Origin of the sequence: Mumia spirodelae, assembly GCF_050632745.1 — a bacterium.
GTDB lineage: Bacteria > Actinomycetota > Actinomycetes > Propionibacteriales > Nocardioidaceae > Mumia.
Genome location: NZ_JBODSD010000002.1, coordinates 304099 through 319497, shown reverse-complemented (window position 1 = coordinate 319497; position 15399 = coordinate 304099). Strand labels below are relative to the sequence as shown.

Here is a 15399-nt window from a genome sequence, read left to right as displayed (position 1 = left end):
CACTGCCCTGCTAGAGAACGACCGCCAAGAGAACCGTCCGCGACCGAGGTCGCGACGCCTGTGAGGAAGGTTGGCCCCGTGCCCCCTGTTGTCATCGCTCTCGACGGCCCCTCCGGGTCGGGCAAGTCGAGCACGGCGCGAGGCGTGGCGACGCGTCTCGGTCTGGCCTACCTCGACACCGGAGCGATGTACCGCGCGATGACGTGGGCGGTCCTGGAGCGCGGGGTCGACGTGGAGGACGCCGCCGCCGTCGCCGCTGCCGCGGCGGAGGTCACGATCACCTCCGGGACGGACCCGCAGGCGCCCACGATCGCCGCGGACGGCGTCGACGTCTCCGGACCGATCCGCGGCCAGGCCGTCACCGACGCCGTCAGCCAGGTGAGCCGCGTGCCGGAGGTGCGTTCCCGGCTCGTCGCGCTGCAGCGCGAGACGATCGCCGCCTCGCGCGGGATCGTGCTCGAGGGCCGCGACATCGGCACCGTCGTCGCGCCGCACGCGCCGCTGAAGATCTTCCTCGTGGCCGACACGGCCGCCCGCGCCGCGCGTCGTGCCGCGGAGCAGGGCCAGGACGAGGCTGCCCACGTCGAGGCGACCGCGGCGTCGCTGCAGCGCCGCGACGCCATCGACTCGTCCCGTACGGCGTCGCCGCTGGCGAAGGCCGACGACGCGATCGAGCTCGACACCACCCACCTGACGCTCGACGAGGTCATCGACGAGGTCGTTCGCCTCGCCACGAAGGCCGTTCCCGATCTCGGAGGAAGCACCCCATGACCGACCCCCTCAACGAGACCGGTGGTGGGCGCGTCCCCGTCCTCGCCGTGGTCGGCCGACCCAACGTCGGCAAGTCCACGCTCGTCAACCGCATCCTGGGGCGCCGTGAGGCGGTCGTCCAGGACGTGCCCGGCGTGACCCGGGACCGTGTCTCCTACGACGCGGAGTGGAACGGCCGCGAGTTCACCGTGGTCGACACCGGCGGCTGGGACCCGGACGCGAAGGGTCTCGCCGAGCGCATCGCCGCCCAGGCCGAGGTCGCCGTGGCCGCCGCCGACGCCGTGCTGTTCGTCGTCGACGCCACGGTGGGCATCACCGACGCCGACGAGGAGGTCGTCAAGGTCCTGCGGCGCTCGGGGAAGCCGGTCGTCCTGGTCGCCAACAAGGTCGACGACGAGCGCGGCGAGCTCGAGGCCGCGTCCCTGTGGAACCTCGGTCTCGGCGAGCCGTTCCCCGTCTCGGCGCTGCACGGGCGCGGGGCCGGCGACCTGCTCGACATCATCCTCGACGTGCTCCCCGAAGCCCCCGAGGAGACCGACGACGAGGACGAGGGACCGCACCGCGTCGCGCTGGTCGGCAAGCCCAACGCCGGCAAGTCGAGCCTCCTCAACAAGCTCGCCGGCTCCGAGCGTGTGGTCGTGGACAGCGTCGCGGGCACGACCGTCGACCCGGTCGACGAGCTGGTCGAGCTCGGCGGGGAGGTGTGGCGCTTCATCGACACCGCGGGCATCCGCCGCCGGGTGAAGGAGGCGTCGGGGCACGAGTACTACGCGAGCCTGCGCACGACGACGGCGATCGAGCGTGCCGAGGTGGCCGTGGTCGTCCTGGACTCCAGCGAGCCGATCTCCGAGCAGGACCTGCGGATCATCCGCCAGGTCGAGGAGGCGGGCCGTGCGCTCGTCATCGCGTTCAACAAGTGGGACCTCGTCGACGACGAGCGGCGCTACTACCTCGACCGCGAGATCACCCGCGAGCTCGTCCAGGTGCAGTGGGCTCCGCGGGTGAACATCACGGCGCTGACCGGCTGGCACGTCGACCGCATAGTGCGTGCGCTCAACACCGCGCTCGACGGCTGGTACACCCGCGTGCCGACCGGTCTCCTCAACACGTTCCTCGGCCGGCTCGTGGCCGAGCACCCGCACCCCGTGCGCAGCGGCAAGCAGCCCAAGATCCTGTTCGGCACCCAGGCGAGCGTGGCACCGCCGACGTTCGTGCTGTTCACCTCGGGCAAGCTCGAGGACCAGTACCTGCGGTTCGTCGAGCGCCGGCTGCGCGAGGAGTTCGGGTTCGAGGGGTCTCCGATCCACCTGACCCAGCGCGTCCGGGAGAAGCGCAAGCGCCGCTGACGCGTCCGCGTACCCGTCCCGACAGAAGGACCCGGCCTCCCCACCAGATCGTGGTGGGGACGCCGGGTCCTCTGGTCGGGTCCCGACTCAGCTGACGGTACGGACGACCACGGTGTGGCTCCCGCCGTCGACGCCGTCGATGTACACCCGCTCGCCGGTGCGGCGCACGGGGTGGCCGTACGCCTTGCCGTTGCTGCTGTTCCAGACGACCTTGCCGTCGAGCTGGACCAGCACGTGCTTGCCGTCCACCGGGACACCGACGGAGCCCTCGGTGCCCTCCGGGGCGGTGAACCGGATCGTCAGACTCTTGTCGGTGTCGGTCCACGAGACGTCGATCGGACCCTCGGCCGTGACGAGGCGTCCTTCGGCGTGCCGCAGGCCCGCGGTGTGCGGGTCGACCTCCCACCGTGCGCCGCCCTCGGTGGGCTGGATGCCGAGCACCTGCTCGGTCAGCGCGCGGGTCGGGCCGGTCGACCAGCCGTGGGCGTACGACTGGTACGAGCTCACGACCTCACCGGACTCCCGCAGCGACTCCCAGAACGTGCTCTGGGGTCCCTGCGGGCTCTCCAGCATCCAGCCCCACTGCCGCTCCATGAGGTCGACGGCGGCCTCCTGGGCCTCCGGGTCGCCCGCCGCGAGCTGCGCCTGGAGCTCGAAGGAGCCGAAGAGCAGCTGCAGGTCGTCGTCGCGCTCGGGGGTGCGGGCGCCCCGCTCGACCCAGTTGGTCGTGCGCAGCTGCTCCATCGCGCGGTCGGCGCGGGCCTCGTCGAGGAGTCCCCACCAGACGGCGAGGGAGTTCGCGCTCTGCGGGTGGACGTCGCGGCGGTCGGGGTACCAGGCGAGCGCCCCGGCCTCGTCGTCCCAGAGGTAGGTCTCGATCGCGGTCGCGACCGTCTCCGCCTCGGCCCGCAGCTCGGCGGCGAGGGCGCTGTCGCCGACGCGGTCGGCCAGGGTCGCCCCGGTCCCGAGCAGGCGCCAGTACATGACGTTCGCCATCGACTCCTCGCCGTCGGGGATCCGTGACTCGTGGGTCGTGTCGTTGGTCTCGTCGATGAACAGCAGCCCGCGGTCGCTCTTCTTGGCGCGGATGTAGTCCAGGCCGGCGGTGTACTTCGGCCACACCTGCTTCACCCAGGCGAGGTCGGCAGTGTTCTCGTAGTTCTCGGCCGTCGCCAGCAGGGTCCACATGTGGTACGTGTCCGAGCGGTAGAAGCTCAGCTCGGGTCCGGCGTACGGGAGCTCGCCGGTGGCCTTCTGGTTCGCGTAGGCGGTCATGATCGAGTTGCGGACCGAGGTCGTGTCACCGGTCGACACGAACGCCGTGCCCTGCGAGATGCCGAGGTCACCCGGCCACACGGTGCGGTCGCGCTTCGCCCCGTCGACGAGGATCGACGCGCCGACGCCGGTCACCGCGCTGTTGTCCCACAGCGCGCCGGGCGCCGGCCAGCTGCGGCCGGTCGTCGGGTCGATGGTGTTGATCTGCGTCGTGTACGCGCCGGCGTACCAGAGCCGGTTGAGAAGGTCCGAGGACGAGTAGAAGTGGTTCTGGTAGTCCCGCAGGTCCTCCATGAGCGGTGCGGCGGTGTAGTCCACGACCACGTCGTCGATGGCGACCGACGCTGCGTCGTCGACGAAGAGCGTCACGTAGCGGAACGCGCCGCGCAGGAGCTCCTTCGGTGCCGACCACGAGCCGTCCGCCTGGGCGTCGACCCAGACGGTGCCGTCGCGTCCGCGCGGGCCGCCGGTGGACGCCTCGGACTCGCGGCCGACGTACTTCGTGGTCTCCGAGAACGCGATGCCGACGCGCGCGGGGGAGCCGGACACGGCGCCGAAGTCGAGGTTGAGGAGGCCCGCGATGTTGACCCCGAAGTCGAGGGTGACCTGCGAGCCCTGGCCGAGGACCATCGCCCCGTCGCCGAACGCGCCCTCTGCGTTCTGGACGGCGCCGGTGGACGTGTACACGGCGTCGGCCCGGACGGTACGCGACTCCGGTGCGAGGACGTACTTCTCCCACGGCTGGTCGACGGCGGCTCCCTGCTCGGGCGCGGACGCGGCGGGGGAGCTCAGGCAGAGCCCGAGCGCCGAGACGGCGAGCGCGGCGACCGCGACCGTGGTCCGGCGGGAGCGTCGTGAAGAGGAATGCATGGTGCCTTCCGGTCAGGCGGAGCGACGCAGGCCGCGGGGGTGCGGCGGCCGCTCCGGGGAGGGTGGGTGATCCGGATGAAACGTTTCATTCGGCAGCCACCGTACAAGTGACCCGCATCACGGGGAAGATCTGTGGCCGGATGCGGCCATGGCGCGGTCGCGTCAGCGACGAGGCGCTCCCGCGTCAGCGACGAGGTGCGTCCAGGAACGGGAGAACCGCCGCGAGCCACGCCTCGGGCGCGTCGGCGTGGATCAGGTGTCCGACCGGGATCGTGACGCGCCGGGCGTCGGGCACGCGCTCGACGAGCTCGTCGATCGACTCGTCCGGGACATGGCTGGTCGGCCCGCCCGCGAGGACGAGCGTCGGTGCCGTGATGTCGGCGAGGTCGTCGCGCCATGCGGGATCGGGGGAGTCGATCTGACGTCGTACGGCGAGCACCATGTCCCAGTCGAACGGCAGCGGCCCGTCGGGGCGCCGCGGGGTGGACGGCGTGCGAGGACGCAGCGCGCCGACGTCCTCGAGCACGAGACGGCGCACCCGGTCGGGACGGGTCGCGGTGACGCGGCACGCGATCGCGCCGCCGAGCGAGTGGCCGACGAGGTCGACCTGGTCGAGCCCGAGCGCGTCGAGCGTGCCGAGGACGTCGTCACGCATCCGGGCGAAGGTGTAGGGCGGCTCCCAGGGTGCCTCACCGTGACCGCGGAGGTCGATCGGGTGCACCTCGCGCCTCTCGGAGAGCGCGGGGAGGACGCGGTCCCAGTCGGCGCGGGTCTCGCCGAGGGCGGGGAGCAGCACCAGCGGGACAGGCATGGGCCGACCGTACGCGGAGGACGCCGCGGGCGGAACCGCCATCGGCCGGGTTCCGCTCGCGGCGTACCCCGGAGGAGTCGCCGAGGGTGGCCTTCCGCCGTCAGCGGCGTCGTACGAGGTAGACCGCCGCTCCGACGGCGAGGACGGCGGCGCCGGTGAGAACCGACACGAGCGGGAGCGCGAACGCGAGCGCGAGGCAGCCGGCGAGTCCGAACCCCGCGAGGAGCCGCGGCGGGCGACGCTCGTCCCGCCCGAGCGTCAGAGCCGACGCGTTGGCGATGGCGTAGTAGACCAGCACGCCGAACGAGGAGAAGCCGATCGCGCCCCGCAGGTCGGTCGTGGCCGCGAGCACCGCGACCACGGCGCCCACCGCCACCGTCGCGTGGTGGGGGACGCGGGCGCGGGGGTGCACCGCCGAGAGGGTGCGCGGGAGGTGGCCGTCGCGCGACATCGCGAGCACGGTGCGCGAGATGCCGAGCACGAGAGCGAGCAGCGAGCCCGCGGCGGCGACGCAGGCCGTGACGCGGACCACCGGCACGAGAGCGGGCGCGCCGGCCGCCTCGACCGCCGCGGCCAGCGGGTCCGTGGCCGCGGCGAGCCCCTCCGCGCCGAGGACCGCGAGCGCCGCGTACGCCACGGCGGCATAGGTGACGACCGCGACGCCGAGCGCGAGGGGGACCGCGCGACCGAGGGTGCGGACGGGGTCGCGCACCTCCTCACCGAGGGTGGCGATCCGCGCGTATCCGGCGAAGGCGAAGAACAGCAGGCCGGCGCCTTGGAGAACGCCGGAGACGGTCGCGCCCTCGTACCCCGGCGCGCCGGGGTCGGCGGCCTCGCCGGCGAGGCAGACGGCCACGACGACGGCGAGCACGAGGAGGACCACGGCCACGACGACCTGCGCGACGGCCGACGACCGCTGGACGCCGAGCGCGTCCACGACCGTGACGGCGAGGACGACCGCCACGGCGACGGGGCGGGCATGCTCCGGCCACGCGTACGCGCCGACGGTGAGCGCCATCGCCGCGCACGACGCGGTCTTCCCGACGACGAACCCCCAGCCCGCGAGGTAGCCCCAGAACGGCCCGAGGCGCTCGCGCCCGTACACGTACGTGCCACCCGACTCCGGGTAGCGCATGGCGAGACGGGCGGACGACGTGGCGTTGGCGTACGCGACAGCGGCGGCGAGCGCGAGGGAGACCAGCAGGGCCTCCCCGGCCGCCTCCGCAGCGGGAGAGAGGGCCGCGAAGATGCCGGCACCGACCATCGCGGCGAGGCCGATGCCGACGGCGTCGCGGACACCGAGCCTGCGGTCGAGCGTCGCGTCCTCCACGGCCCCATCCGACCACACGGAACGGGCATGGCGGTGACGGTCCCGTGAACGGTGGCTGCTAGGGTTGCTTCGCAGGTTCGGAGGCGGTTTCTCCGGGCTTCGGGCTGTGGCGCAGCTTGGTAGCGCACTTGACTGGGGGTCAAGGGGTCGCAGGTTCAAATCCTGTCAGCCCGACCGAAGTAGCTGCACGTCAGAGGCTGTTTCCGAGGAGCTCGGGAGCAGCCTCTGCGCGTTGGGGGGCCGCAGACGCCCCCTCGCCAAGACCCCGGACGAGGCGACGCTCAGCCGAGCGGCGGCCGGGCGAGCAGCCGCCGCGCCGCCCCTCGCATCGAGCCGAGCGCGATCGCGGAAGCGAGGGCCGCGATGCCGGGCGCCACCCACCACGGCCCCTGGGGGACGGGACTGCCCAGGAGGCCGAGCCCCAGCAGGGACATCGGCAGCACCGACAGCACGAACCCGGTAGCGACCGCGAGGCCCGCGAGGACGGCCGCCTCGCGCGTCACCATCGCCTTGATCTGGCGCGGGGTGGCGCCGGCCATCCTCAGTGCCGAGAACTCGCCGCGCCGTTGCATCGTCGCGGCGACCAGGCTGTTCGCCGCGGCGACCAGGACGTAGCCGAGCATCGGCAGGAGCACGAGCAGGTTGATCCACCGCTCGAGCGACGCGCTCTCCTCGTCACCGAGCGCCGTCTCGGACCCGACAGAGACCCGCTGGCGGGGAGCGGCCCAGCGCGTCACCGCCCCGCGGTCACCGGCGACGAGGAGGGTGTCGACGGAACGGACGGCGCCGTGCGCGGCGAGCAGGTCCGTCGAGGCGGTGACCGTGCCGAAGCCGAGACCGCGCCGGTACGTGGCGACGACTCGGGGACGTACCTGCGCCCCGTTGCCGAGGACCAGGTCCACGCGGTCGCCGACCTTCACATCCCAGCTCCGGGCGGCCGAGACGTCGAGGGCGACGGTGTCGCCGACCAGGTCGGCCAGCGTGCCGTCATCCACCCCGAGGTCGACGACCCGGTCGGCGTGCGGGCCCAGGCCGAGCGCGCCGTACGACTCGGTGGTCGGGTCGCCGAGGAGGTCGGAGGTGCGCAGCACCGTGGTCCTCACCATCGGGACCACCGCCTCGACCCCGGGCGTCGAGGACAGGTCGGCGACGTCGGCCCGGGAGACCTGGCCTGTCACCGTCGCATCCGCGACCAGCCCGTGCGCCACGTCGTCGGCGACGACCCGCGCCAGCGTGGAGAGGGCGTAGAACTGAGTGATCGTCAGGCCGATCGCCAGGGCCAGCACCGTCACCGCCCCGGCCGTTCGGACGGCGTACGAGCGGGTGTTGTGGACCGCCAGCCACGTCGGCACGTGGACGCGGCGAGAGGTCCCGTCCCCCCACCGGCTGGCGGCCAACCGGTCGGTGACGGCGCGCGCGATGCCGGGGCCGGACAGCGCCAGGCCGATGACCGCGACCAACGTCCCGGTCGCCGCGGAGAGGAACGCCGCCTCCCCGCGGACGAAGAGCGGCAGCACGGTCTGGCCCAGCGCCGCCGCGATCACCACCAGCCCGATCACGGTGCGGACGCGGGACGGCTCGCGCGGCTCGACCTCGGACTCGGCCATCGCCTCGGTCGACGGCATCCGGGACGGACGCATCGCCGCACCGCGCGCCGCCAGCTGCACGACGAGCACGGTGAGCGCGGTGACGATCAGCGCGGCGTACGGCGTCGTGGCGAGGCGAAGGTCGGCGCTGAGCATCCCGGCCTCGGTGAGGGCGTCGGCGAAGCGGTGCGCCAGCGGGTAGCCGAGCGCGATCCCGGGAGCCAGACCGATCAGCGCGGCCCCCGTCGCCTGCTGGGCGATCAGCCGCCTGACCTGTCGCGGCGTGGCGCCGACGGCGCGCAGCAACGCGAGATCGCGACGCTGGTTGCGCGCCGAGATCGCCAGTGCGCCGGCGGTGATGCAGCCGACCAGGAGCAGCAGCGTCCCGGCCAGCGACCCGGCCAGCTCGAGCAGCTCCCCGCGGGCCGCGGCGGCCTCGACCCGTTCCACACCCCCGCGGTCGACGCCGGTGCTCACCAGGTAGGCGTCGCCGAGGGAGGACACGAGCCCGGCGGCGACCTGCGCGACGTCGCTGCCCGCGGTGGTCCTCACCGCGATCAGGTCCGTGGTGCCGTCGGGCAGTCCGGCCAACCCGACGGCGGTCGCTGCGTCGAGCGAGATGCCGGAGCCGGGGGCATCGACCACACCACTGACCCGGTACGTGCGGCGGTCGCCGCCGACAGTGACCTCGACGTGGTCGCCGGGTCGCAGACCGGCCGCTCCGGCGAGCTCCTCGTCCAGCACGAGCTCGTCGTCGCCGTGCGGTGCCGCGCCGTCGAGGGGAGGCTCGTCGAGCGCGGCCACGTCCCAGCTGTGCGCGTCGGCGCGGAGGCCGCCGGCGAGCGTCGCCGGGACCGTCACGTCGGCCGCCACCTCGGCGACACCGTCGGCCGTGGCCACCTGCTCGGCCAAGGTCGTGGGGACGAGGACCCGTTCGGGAAGCGGGACGTCGAAGTCCTCGGGGACCTCGACGTGCTGCCGTGCGGAGACGAGGAGGTCGGCACCGGCGAGCCGGTGCGGCGGCACCGACGCGGTGATGCCGGACTCGGCCAGGACGGTGGCCGCGGTGATCATCGCGGTGCCGCCGAAGACCGCGAGCACCACGGCGACGAGCGCTCCGAGATGTCCTCGGGCGAGAGCGCGGGCCATGCCGCGTCGGGTGGTCGAGGGCACGGGTCAGGCCGTCCTTGCCAGAGCGGTGGAGCGCGCCCGAGAGAGCTCGCGCGTGAGCTCCTCGGCCGACGGCCGTGGCAGGTACTGCCTGATCCGTCCGTCGCCGAGAACCACGGTCGCGTGCGCCCGGGCTGCCGCGGCGGGGTCGTGGGTCACCATCACCACGGTCTGCCCGAGGTCGTCGACCACCTCGCGCAGCAGCCCGAGCACGTTGTCGGCGGCCGCGAGGTCGAGGGCGCCGGTGGGCTCGTCGGCGAAGACCACGTGCGGGCGCGCGGCGAGGGACCGCGCGATGGCGGCGCGCTGCTGCTGGCCGCCGGACAGCTCGGCGGGGCGCCTGCCGAGGTAGGGGGCGAGGCCGATCCGCTCGACGACCACGCGCATCCACCGCCGGTCGAGGTCGGCGCCGGCCAGCCGCAGCGGGAGCGTGATGTTCTCCTCGACGGTCAGCGAGGGAAGCAGGTTGTACGACTGGAAGACGAAACCGATCGTGTCGCGCCGGATCAGGGTCCGCTTGGTCTCCCTCAGCCGCGAGATCTCCCGCCCGCCGATGAAGACCTGTCCCGACGTGGGTGTGTCCAGCCCGGCGGCGCACTGCAGCAACGTCGACTTCCCGGACCCGGACGGCCCCATCACGGCCAGGAACGACCCGCGTGGCACCTGCAGGGACACGTGGTCGAGGGCCGGGGTCGCGGCGCCGTACGACTTGGTGACGTCGCGCATCAGCAGCGCGTCCGGAGCGTTCACCGCGTCCTCCTCGGCGAGGCCGGAACAGAGGCTCGGTCGTGGGTGTGCTCGCCGCTCAGGCGGTGTCGATCGGTCATGTCACGACCGTAGGAACGGCGAGCGTCCGATCCCATCCAGCCCGCTGGTGGACTCGCGGTACAGCACGCTGTACCGACCGGTCGTGCCGGCGTCGGTAGCGTGTGCGTCGATGACCAGGGAGAGGGAGCCGGGCCCCGCGAGCCGCGTGATCGTCCGCGTGCGGCGCGCGGTGACCAGCACGGGCTACGCCCTGTACGGCGCGGGGATCGGGCTCGTCGCGCTCTTCACGATCCCGGCTCTGCTGCTGATCGGCGTGCTGTGGTTCCTCCGGGTCGGGCAGCCGCTGGTCCGGCCCACGCGGCAGTCGGTCCGGTGGGTGGCCGACCTCGAACGGCGCCGGCTGAGACGCCTCGGCCACGACGTCGTCGATCCGCACGTGCTCGGTGCAGGCGCTGAGGACGATGCCGTGACGCGACGCGAGCTGGGCTGGCTGGTGGTCCACGGCACCCTCGGACTGATCCTCGGCGCGGCAGTCCTGCAGCTGGTCCTGATCACCGTGCACGACCTCACCTACCCGCTCTGGTGGGAGCACGTGGGAGCGGGGGAGCAGCTGCTGCTCAACGGGACGCTGCCCGCCCGGAACGACGAGCAGGCGTTGCTCGGACCGGTGATCGGCGTGATCGCCTTCGGGCTCTGGTTCGTCGCGGCCCCCGCGCTGCTCGCCTGGCAGTGCCGGCCGGGCCTGCAGCTCCTCGGTCCACGGCCCGGTGCCGACCTGACCCGCCGCGTGGCCGAGCTGACCGCGACCCGCGCCGCGGCCCTGGACGCCCACGCGGTCGAGCTGCGGCGGATCGAGCGGGCCCTGCACGACGGGTCGCAGAACCGGATCGTCGGGCTCGCGGTGCTGATCGGTGCCGCACGGCGCGAGCTCGGTCGCGACCCGAGCCGTGCCGACGAGATCCTGGCCCGCGCTCAGGACACCGCCGAAGACGCGCTCTCCGAGCTGCGCGCCGTGGTGCGGACGATCCTGCCGCCCGTGCTCGAGAACCGAGGGCTCCAAGGGGCACTGAGTGCGTTGGCCGCCGACTGCCCGGTGCCCTGCACCGTCACCCTCGACGTCCCTGTGCGCTGCCCGGCCAGCGTGGAGGCTACGGCGTACTTCGTGGTGGCGGAGTCCCTCACCAACGTGGCGCGGCACAGCCATGCCCGCCATGCCGAGGTCGAGGTGCGCCTGATCGGCGACCGGCTGCACGTCCGGGTCGCCGACGACGGGAGCGGCGGAGCCGACCCGGACGCCGGTTCGGGGCTGTCCGGGATCATCGGCCGGGTGGAGGCGCACGACGGGCGCGCCGCACTGAGCAGCCCGCCCGGCGGGCCGACGGAGATGAGGGTGGAGCTTCCATGCGGGTCGTGATCGCCGAGGACGACACCTTGCTGCGCGAGGGGCTCGGCCTGGTGCTGCAGGGAGAGGGGTTCGACGTGGTCGCGGCCACCGGCGACCCGGAGGCGTTCTTGGCCGCGGTCGACGAGCACCGCCCTGAGATCGCGGTCGTCGACGTCCGGATGCCTCCGACCCACACCGACGAGGGGATCAAGGCGGCGGTGGCCGCCCGCAGGGCGCATCCCGGGCTGGCGGTGCTGGTGCTCTCGGCGTACGTGGAGCAGAGCTTTGCCACCGATCTTCTGGCGGACGGTGCAGAACGGGTGGGCTACCTGCTGAAGGAGCGGGTCGGGCGGGTCGAGTCCTTCGTCGAGGCGCTCCGCCGAGTGGCCGAGGGCGGCACGGCGATCGATCCCGAGGTCGTGGCGCAGCTGTTCGCCCAGCGACGCGCCGGGGACCCGCTCGAGGCGCTCACTCCCCGCGAGAAGGAGGTGCTCTCGGTGATGGCCGAGGGGCTGGGCAACAACGCCATCGCGCAACGGCTGCACATCACCGACAACGCCGTGCACAAGCACATCCGCAACATCTTCATGAAGCTCGACCTCCCGCCCGACGACCACACCGACCGGCGGGTGGCCGCCGTTCTGCGCTACCTCGAGGTCAGCTGACGCCCTTTCTCGTACACCCCTGTACAGGTTAGCCTGGACGGACACCGGGGAGGAGTGTCCGTGGACAGAAGGATCGGGGGAGGCACGCGGCTGACGCGCGCCCTCTCCCCATCCTCGGCGCCCCTCGCCGTCGGCGGGCTGACGGTCGTCGGGGCGGCTCAGGCGCACCGGGGGCTCCTCGTCGCCGTCGCTCTCGGCGTGGGAGTGCTCCTGGTGGCCTCCCTGGCCGCCTCGCGGGACCTCGCGGGGTTGCCGCTGCTCGCGGCGCTCGCCCTGGCGGCCGCCGGGGTGACCACCGCCTGCTACGGCGATCCCCGCAACCTCGGCTGGTTCGCGATGTGCGCCATCGCGGGGTGGGTCGCGTGGACGTCACCGCCGCGCACCGCCGCCGTCGCCGGGACGGCCCTGGCCGCGACCTTCGTGCTTCAGCTGCTGACGGTCAGCCGGGAGCCCGGATGGGTGACCTGGGTCGCGGGGACGGCGCTGAGCACAGGGGCCTTCATCTTCACCCGGCGCCAGCGCGAGCTCGTCCTGCGCCTGCGCGACGCGCAGACGGAGCTCGACCAGCGCGCACGGACCGAGGAACGGCACCGCATCGCGGGTGAGATGCACGACCTCGTCGGGCACACCCTGACCGTGACCCTGCTGCACCTCGACAGCGCGCGGCTGGCCCTCGACGACGACCTGCCACGGGCGCGCGGCTCGCTCACGGAGGCCGAACGTGCGGCCCGGACGAGCCTCGACGACGTCCGCGCGGCGGTGTCCCTGATGCGCACGGCCCCCTCCCCGACGACCCGGCCGGCGCCGTCGGCGACCGACATCGCGGACCTCGTCCGGTCGTACCGCCGGGCCGGCGCCGAGGTCGTTCTCGAGGTGCGGGGCCCGCTGACCAGGCTGGACGGGAGCCGCGGCCTGGCCGCGTACCGCGTCGTCCAGGAGTCGCTCACCAACGCCGTACGGCACGGGGACGGCGCCCCGGTCCAGGTGCGGATCGACGCGGGAGCGGCTCGCACCACGATCACCGTCCGCAGCGGTGGAACGCCCAGCGGTGCGGCCACCGGCGGGATCGGGCTGGCGGCGATGCGCGAACGGATCGAGACGGTCGGTGGCCGGCTCAGCGCCGGGCCCGTGCCCAGCGGCTGGCAGGTCGAGGCGGTGCTCCCGACGTGAGCGTCGCACCGGTCACCGTCCTGGTCGTCGACGACCAGGAGCTCGTCCGCACCGGGCTGCGCGGCATCCTGCGGGAACGGTACGGGTTCCGCGTCGTCGGGGAGCTCGAGGACGGGGCGGACGTCGTCGCCGCCGTCGCCCGTCTCGAGCCGGCCGTCGTCGTCATGGACGTCCGGATGCCCGGCGTGGACGGGGTGAGGGCCACCCGCGCCCTGGCCGACTCCGAGAACCCGCCACCGGTGCTGGTGCTCACCACCTTCGAGGACGACGACATCCTGGCGGAGTCGCTGCGCGCCGGCGCGGCGGGCTTCCTGCTCAAGGGAGCACCCGCCGAGGACCTGCAACGCGCCGTCCGGACACTGGCCGCGGGCGGCGCATGGCTCGACCCCGCCGTCACCGGCCGAGTCCTGGCCGGCTACCGGGAGGCGACGCCGCCGATCCTTCCCGGCGCGCAGGTCGACGTGCTCACCCCGCGCGAGAAGGACGTCCTCGCCCTGATCGGTGCGGGCCTGTCCAACGCCGAGATCGCCGCGGAGCTCGTCCTCGGAGAAGGCACCGTCAAGACCCACATCGGCCACCTCTTCACCAAGCTCGACCTCCGGGACCGTGCCGCTGCCGTGATCTTCGCCTTCGACCACGGCCTCGTGCGCCCCGGCGGCGCCCCAGGCGCCTGGCGCGCCGTCACGGCGACAGCCGCGCGACCAGGGACCTGACGATCTGCTGCTGCCCCGCGAGCGAGGGGTGGACGCCGTCCGGACCCTGGAGCGCCGGGTCGGCGGGGACGCCGAAGGGCGACACGAGGTCGACGACGGGGTCGTCGACGGCGGCAGCGAGGGCGTCGGCGAGCGCGACCAGGTCGGCGTTGCGCCAGGAGCTGGACCCGAAGCGGAACGCGGGGTGGCGCCCGGCACGCTCCTCGTCGACCGGCACCGGCGTGAGCCAGACCCACTGCACGCTCGCTCGTTCGGCGGCGATCCGGCGCAGCTCGCGGAGGTTCGCGACGCTCTCGGGGAGGGCGACCTGCGGCTTGCCGCCAGCGATGCGGGTGACGTCGTTGCCACCGAGCGCGCACACGATCCAGTCGGGTGCCGGGTGCAGGAGCGAGGGCCAGCGGCGCAGGACCATCGCGGTCGTGTGGGCCGACAGGCCGGCGTTGACCACGGTGACGTCCGGTCCGGTACGCGCGAGCGCGTGCCGGAGGATCTCCGCCCACGACTGGAGGTCGTCGGTGATGCTGTCCCCGACCGCGAGGACGCGGGCTCCGGGCTCGAAGGGGAGCCGCGCGAGCCGACGGGCGAACACGCTGTCGGCGACCAGCTCCTCGGCCGCGGCGCGTGCCTGGGCGTCGAACCGGTCGCGGACCGCGACGTACTCCTCGTGCGTGAGCCCGAAGATCCCCGGCACCGCGTCGGCGATGCCGGGGAGGTAGCCGTAGAGCTTCTCGAGGTGGACGTACTGCAGCTGGTCCGCCACCGCCGCGACGCCAGGACGCTCAGGCACCGCGAGCCCCCTTGCCGCCGTCGACGGCGAAGACCGCACCCGTGGCGTACGAGGCGGCGGAGGAGGTGAGCCACGCGACGGCTGCGGCCACCTCGTCGGGACTGCCGAGTCGTCCGAGCGGCGCCGTCGAGCCGATCTGCTGCCTGACCTCGTCGGACTGGGCGGCGATCCCGCCGGAGACGATCGAGCCGGGCGCGACGGCGTTCACGCGGATGCCGCGGTCCGCGTAGTCCAGCGCGGCACTACGGGTCAGTCCGATCACGGCGTGCTTGGCCGCGACATACGCGGCCATCCCGGGTGCCGCGGCGATGCCGGCGGTGGAGGCGACGTTCACGACGCTGCTGCCCTGGGGCAGGGCAGGCAGCTCGGCTCGCAACGCCACGAGGGTGCCGCGCAGGGTCACCTGGAGAACCCGGTCGACGTCGTCGAGCGCCAGATCGCCGAGCGGCGCTGGACGGTGCGTGGCGCCGGCGTTGTTGACCGCGATGGAGAAGCCGTCGTCGGCCGCCTCCTCGACCACGGCACCCACCGCGGCGTCGTCGGTGATGTCGACGGGGATCGCGCGGCTGGTCACGCCCGCGCCCTTCAGCTGGGCGACCAGCCGGTCCAGCCGTGCGGTGTCCCGTGCGGCCAGGACGAGCCGGGCCCCGGCCGAGCCGAGCGCGTGCGCGATGGCACCACCGATGCCGCCGTTGGCGCCGACGATCAGTGCGGTGCGTCCTTCGAGAGTGCCGGCCACAGGCTTCTCCTTCC

Annotated in this window: 13 protein-coding genes and 1 tRNA gene; 7 read left to right on the top strand and 7 right to left on the bottom strand. The window is 73.6% G+C overall.

Annotation, left to right across the window (positions count from 1 at the left end; translation table 11 throughout):
- Nucleotides 1-78 precede the first annotated feature (78 nt).
- Complete coding sequence (cmk, locus tag ACQSSQ_RS11155; protein WP_431327153.1) at nt 79-771, top strand: (d)CMP kinase; 693 nt, start codon at nt 79-81, stop codon at nt 769-771.
- Nucleotides 768-2117, top strand: coding sequence for a ribosome biogenesis GTPase Der (gene der / locus ACQSSQ_RS11150; protein ID WP_431327152.1), 1350 nt, complete (start codon nt 768-770; stop codon nt 2115-2117). Before cmk ends, der begins: the two co-directional genes overlap by 4 nt.
- Nucleotides 2118-2204: 87 nt before the next feature.
- On the opposite strand, the gene ACQSSQ_RS11145 is transcribed toward der, so the two are convergent.
- The 3 genes from ACQSSQ_RS11145 to ACQSSQ_RS11135 all read right to left on the bottom strand — a co-directional run bounded on the left by ACQSSQ_RS11145 (nt 2205) and on the right by ACQSSQ_RS11135 (nt 6403).
- Nucleotides 2205-4262, bottom strand: coding sequence for an alpha-L-rhamnosidase-related protein (locus ACQSSQ_RS11145; RefSeq protein WP_431327151.1), 2058 nt, complete (start codon nt 4260-4262; stop codon nt 2205-2207).
- A 184-nt stretch (nt 4263-4446) separates the two neighbouring features.
- Nucleotides 4447-5073, bottom strand: a complete 627-nt coding sequence (locus ACQSSQ_RS11140; RefSeq protein WP_431327150.1) for an alpha/beta fold hydrolase — start codon at nt 5071-5073, stop codon at nt 4447-4449.
- Between the two features lie 100 nt (nt 5074-5173).
- Complete coding sequence (locus ACQSSQ_RS11135) at nt 5174-6403, bottom strand: APC family permease (protein WP_431327149.1); 1230 nt, start codon at nt 6401-6403, stop codon at nt 5174-5176.
- A 100-nt stretch (nt 6404-6503) separates the two neighbouring features.
- Between ACQSSQ_RS11135 and ACQSSQ_RS11130 the strand changes: the two genes are divergently transcribed.
- Nucleotides 6504-6577 (top strand) — tRNA-Pro (locus tag ACQSSQ_RS11130).
- Between the two features lie 107 nt (nt 6578-6684).
- Here ACQSSQ_RS11130 and ACQSSQ_RS11125 read toward each other — a convergent pair.
- Both ACQSSQ_RS11125 and ACQSSQ_RS11120 read right to left on the bottom strand, forming a co-directional pair.
- Nucleotides 6685-9162 carry an ABC transporter permease gene (locus tag ACQSSQ_RS11125; protein WP_431327148.1) on the bottom strand — a complete coding sequence of 826 codons (2478 nt, stop codon included), beginning with the start codon at nt 9160-9162 and terminating at the stop codon, nt 6685-6687.
- A gap of 3 nt (nt 9163-9165) precedes the next feature.
- Complete coding sequence (locus ACQSSQ_RS11120) at nt 9166-9909, bottom strand: ABC transporter ATP-binding protein (protein ID WP_431327147.1); 744 nt, start codon at nt 9907-9909, stop codon at nt 9166-9168.
- A gap of 187 nt (nt 9910-10096) precedes the next feature.
- On the opposite strand from ACQSSQ_RS11120, the gene ACQSSQ_RS11115 reads away from it, so the two are divergent.
- From ACQSSQ_RS11115 to ACQSSQ_RS11100, 4 genes are read left to right on the top strand one after another with little or no spacing between them, the layout of a single operon-like run.
- A complete protein-coding gene (locus ACQSSQ_RS11115) occupies nt 10097-11341 on the top strand; it encodes a sensor histidine kinase (protein ID WP_431327146.1) in 1245 nt (414 codons plus the stop codon).
- Nucleotides 11329-11976, top strand: coding sequence for a response regulator transcription factor (locus ACQSSQ_RS11110; protein ID WP_431327145.1), 648 nt, complete (start codon nt 11329-11331; stop codon nt 11974-11976). Before ACQSSQ_RS11115 ends, ACQSSQ_RS11110 begins: the two co-directional genes overlap by 13 nt.
- A 60-nt stretch (nt 11977-12036) precedes the next feature.
- A complete protein-coding gene (locus tag ACQSSQ_RS11105; RefSeq protein WP_431327144.1) occupies nt 12037-13146 on the top strand; it encodes a sensor histidine kinase in 1110 nt (369 codons plus the stop codon).
- Entirely contained in the window at nt 13143-13859 is a 717-nt protein-coding gene (locus ACQSSQ_RS11100; protein ID WP_431327143.1) for a response regulator, read from the top strand. Before ACQSSQ_RS11105 ends, ACQSSQ_RS11100 begins: the two co-directional genes overlap by 4 nt.
- On the opposite strand, the gene ACQSSQ_RS11095 is transcribed toward ACQSSQ_RS11100, so the two are convergent.
- Both ACQSSQ_RS11095 and ACQSSQ_RS11090 read right to left on the bottom strand, forming a co-directional pair.
- Nucleotides 13828-14646 (bottom strand): SGNH/GDSL hydrolase family protein, encoded by an 819-nt coding sequence (locus ACQSSQ_RS11095; protein ID WP_431327142.1) that lies wholly within the window; start codon nt 14644-14646, stop codon nt 13828-13830. The genes ACQSSQ_RS11100 and ACQSSQ_RS11095 overlap by 32 nt on opposite strands.
- Nucleotides 14639-15385 carry an SDR family NAD(P)-dependent oxidoreductase gene (locus tag ACQSSQ_RS11090; protein ID WP_431327141.1) on the bottom strand — a complete coding sequence of 249 codons (747 nt, stop codon included), beginning with the start codon at nt 15383-15385 and terminating at the stop codon, nt 14639-14641. The genes ACQSSQ_RS11095 and ACQSSQ_RS11090 overlap by 8 nt, the downstream gene beginning before the upstream one ends.
- Between the last annotated feature and the right edge of the window lie 14 nt (nt 15386-15399).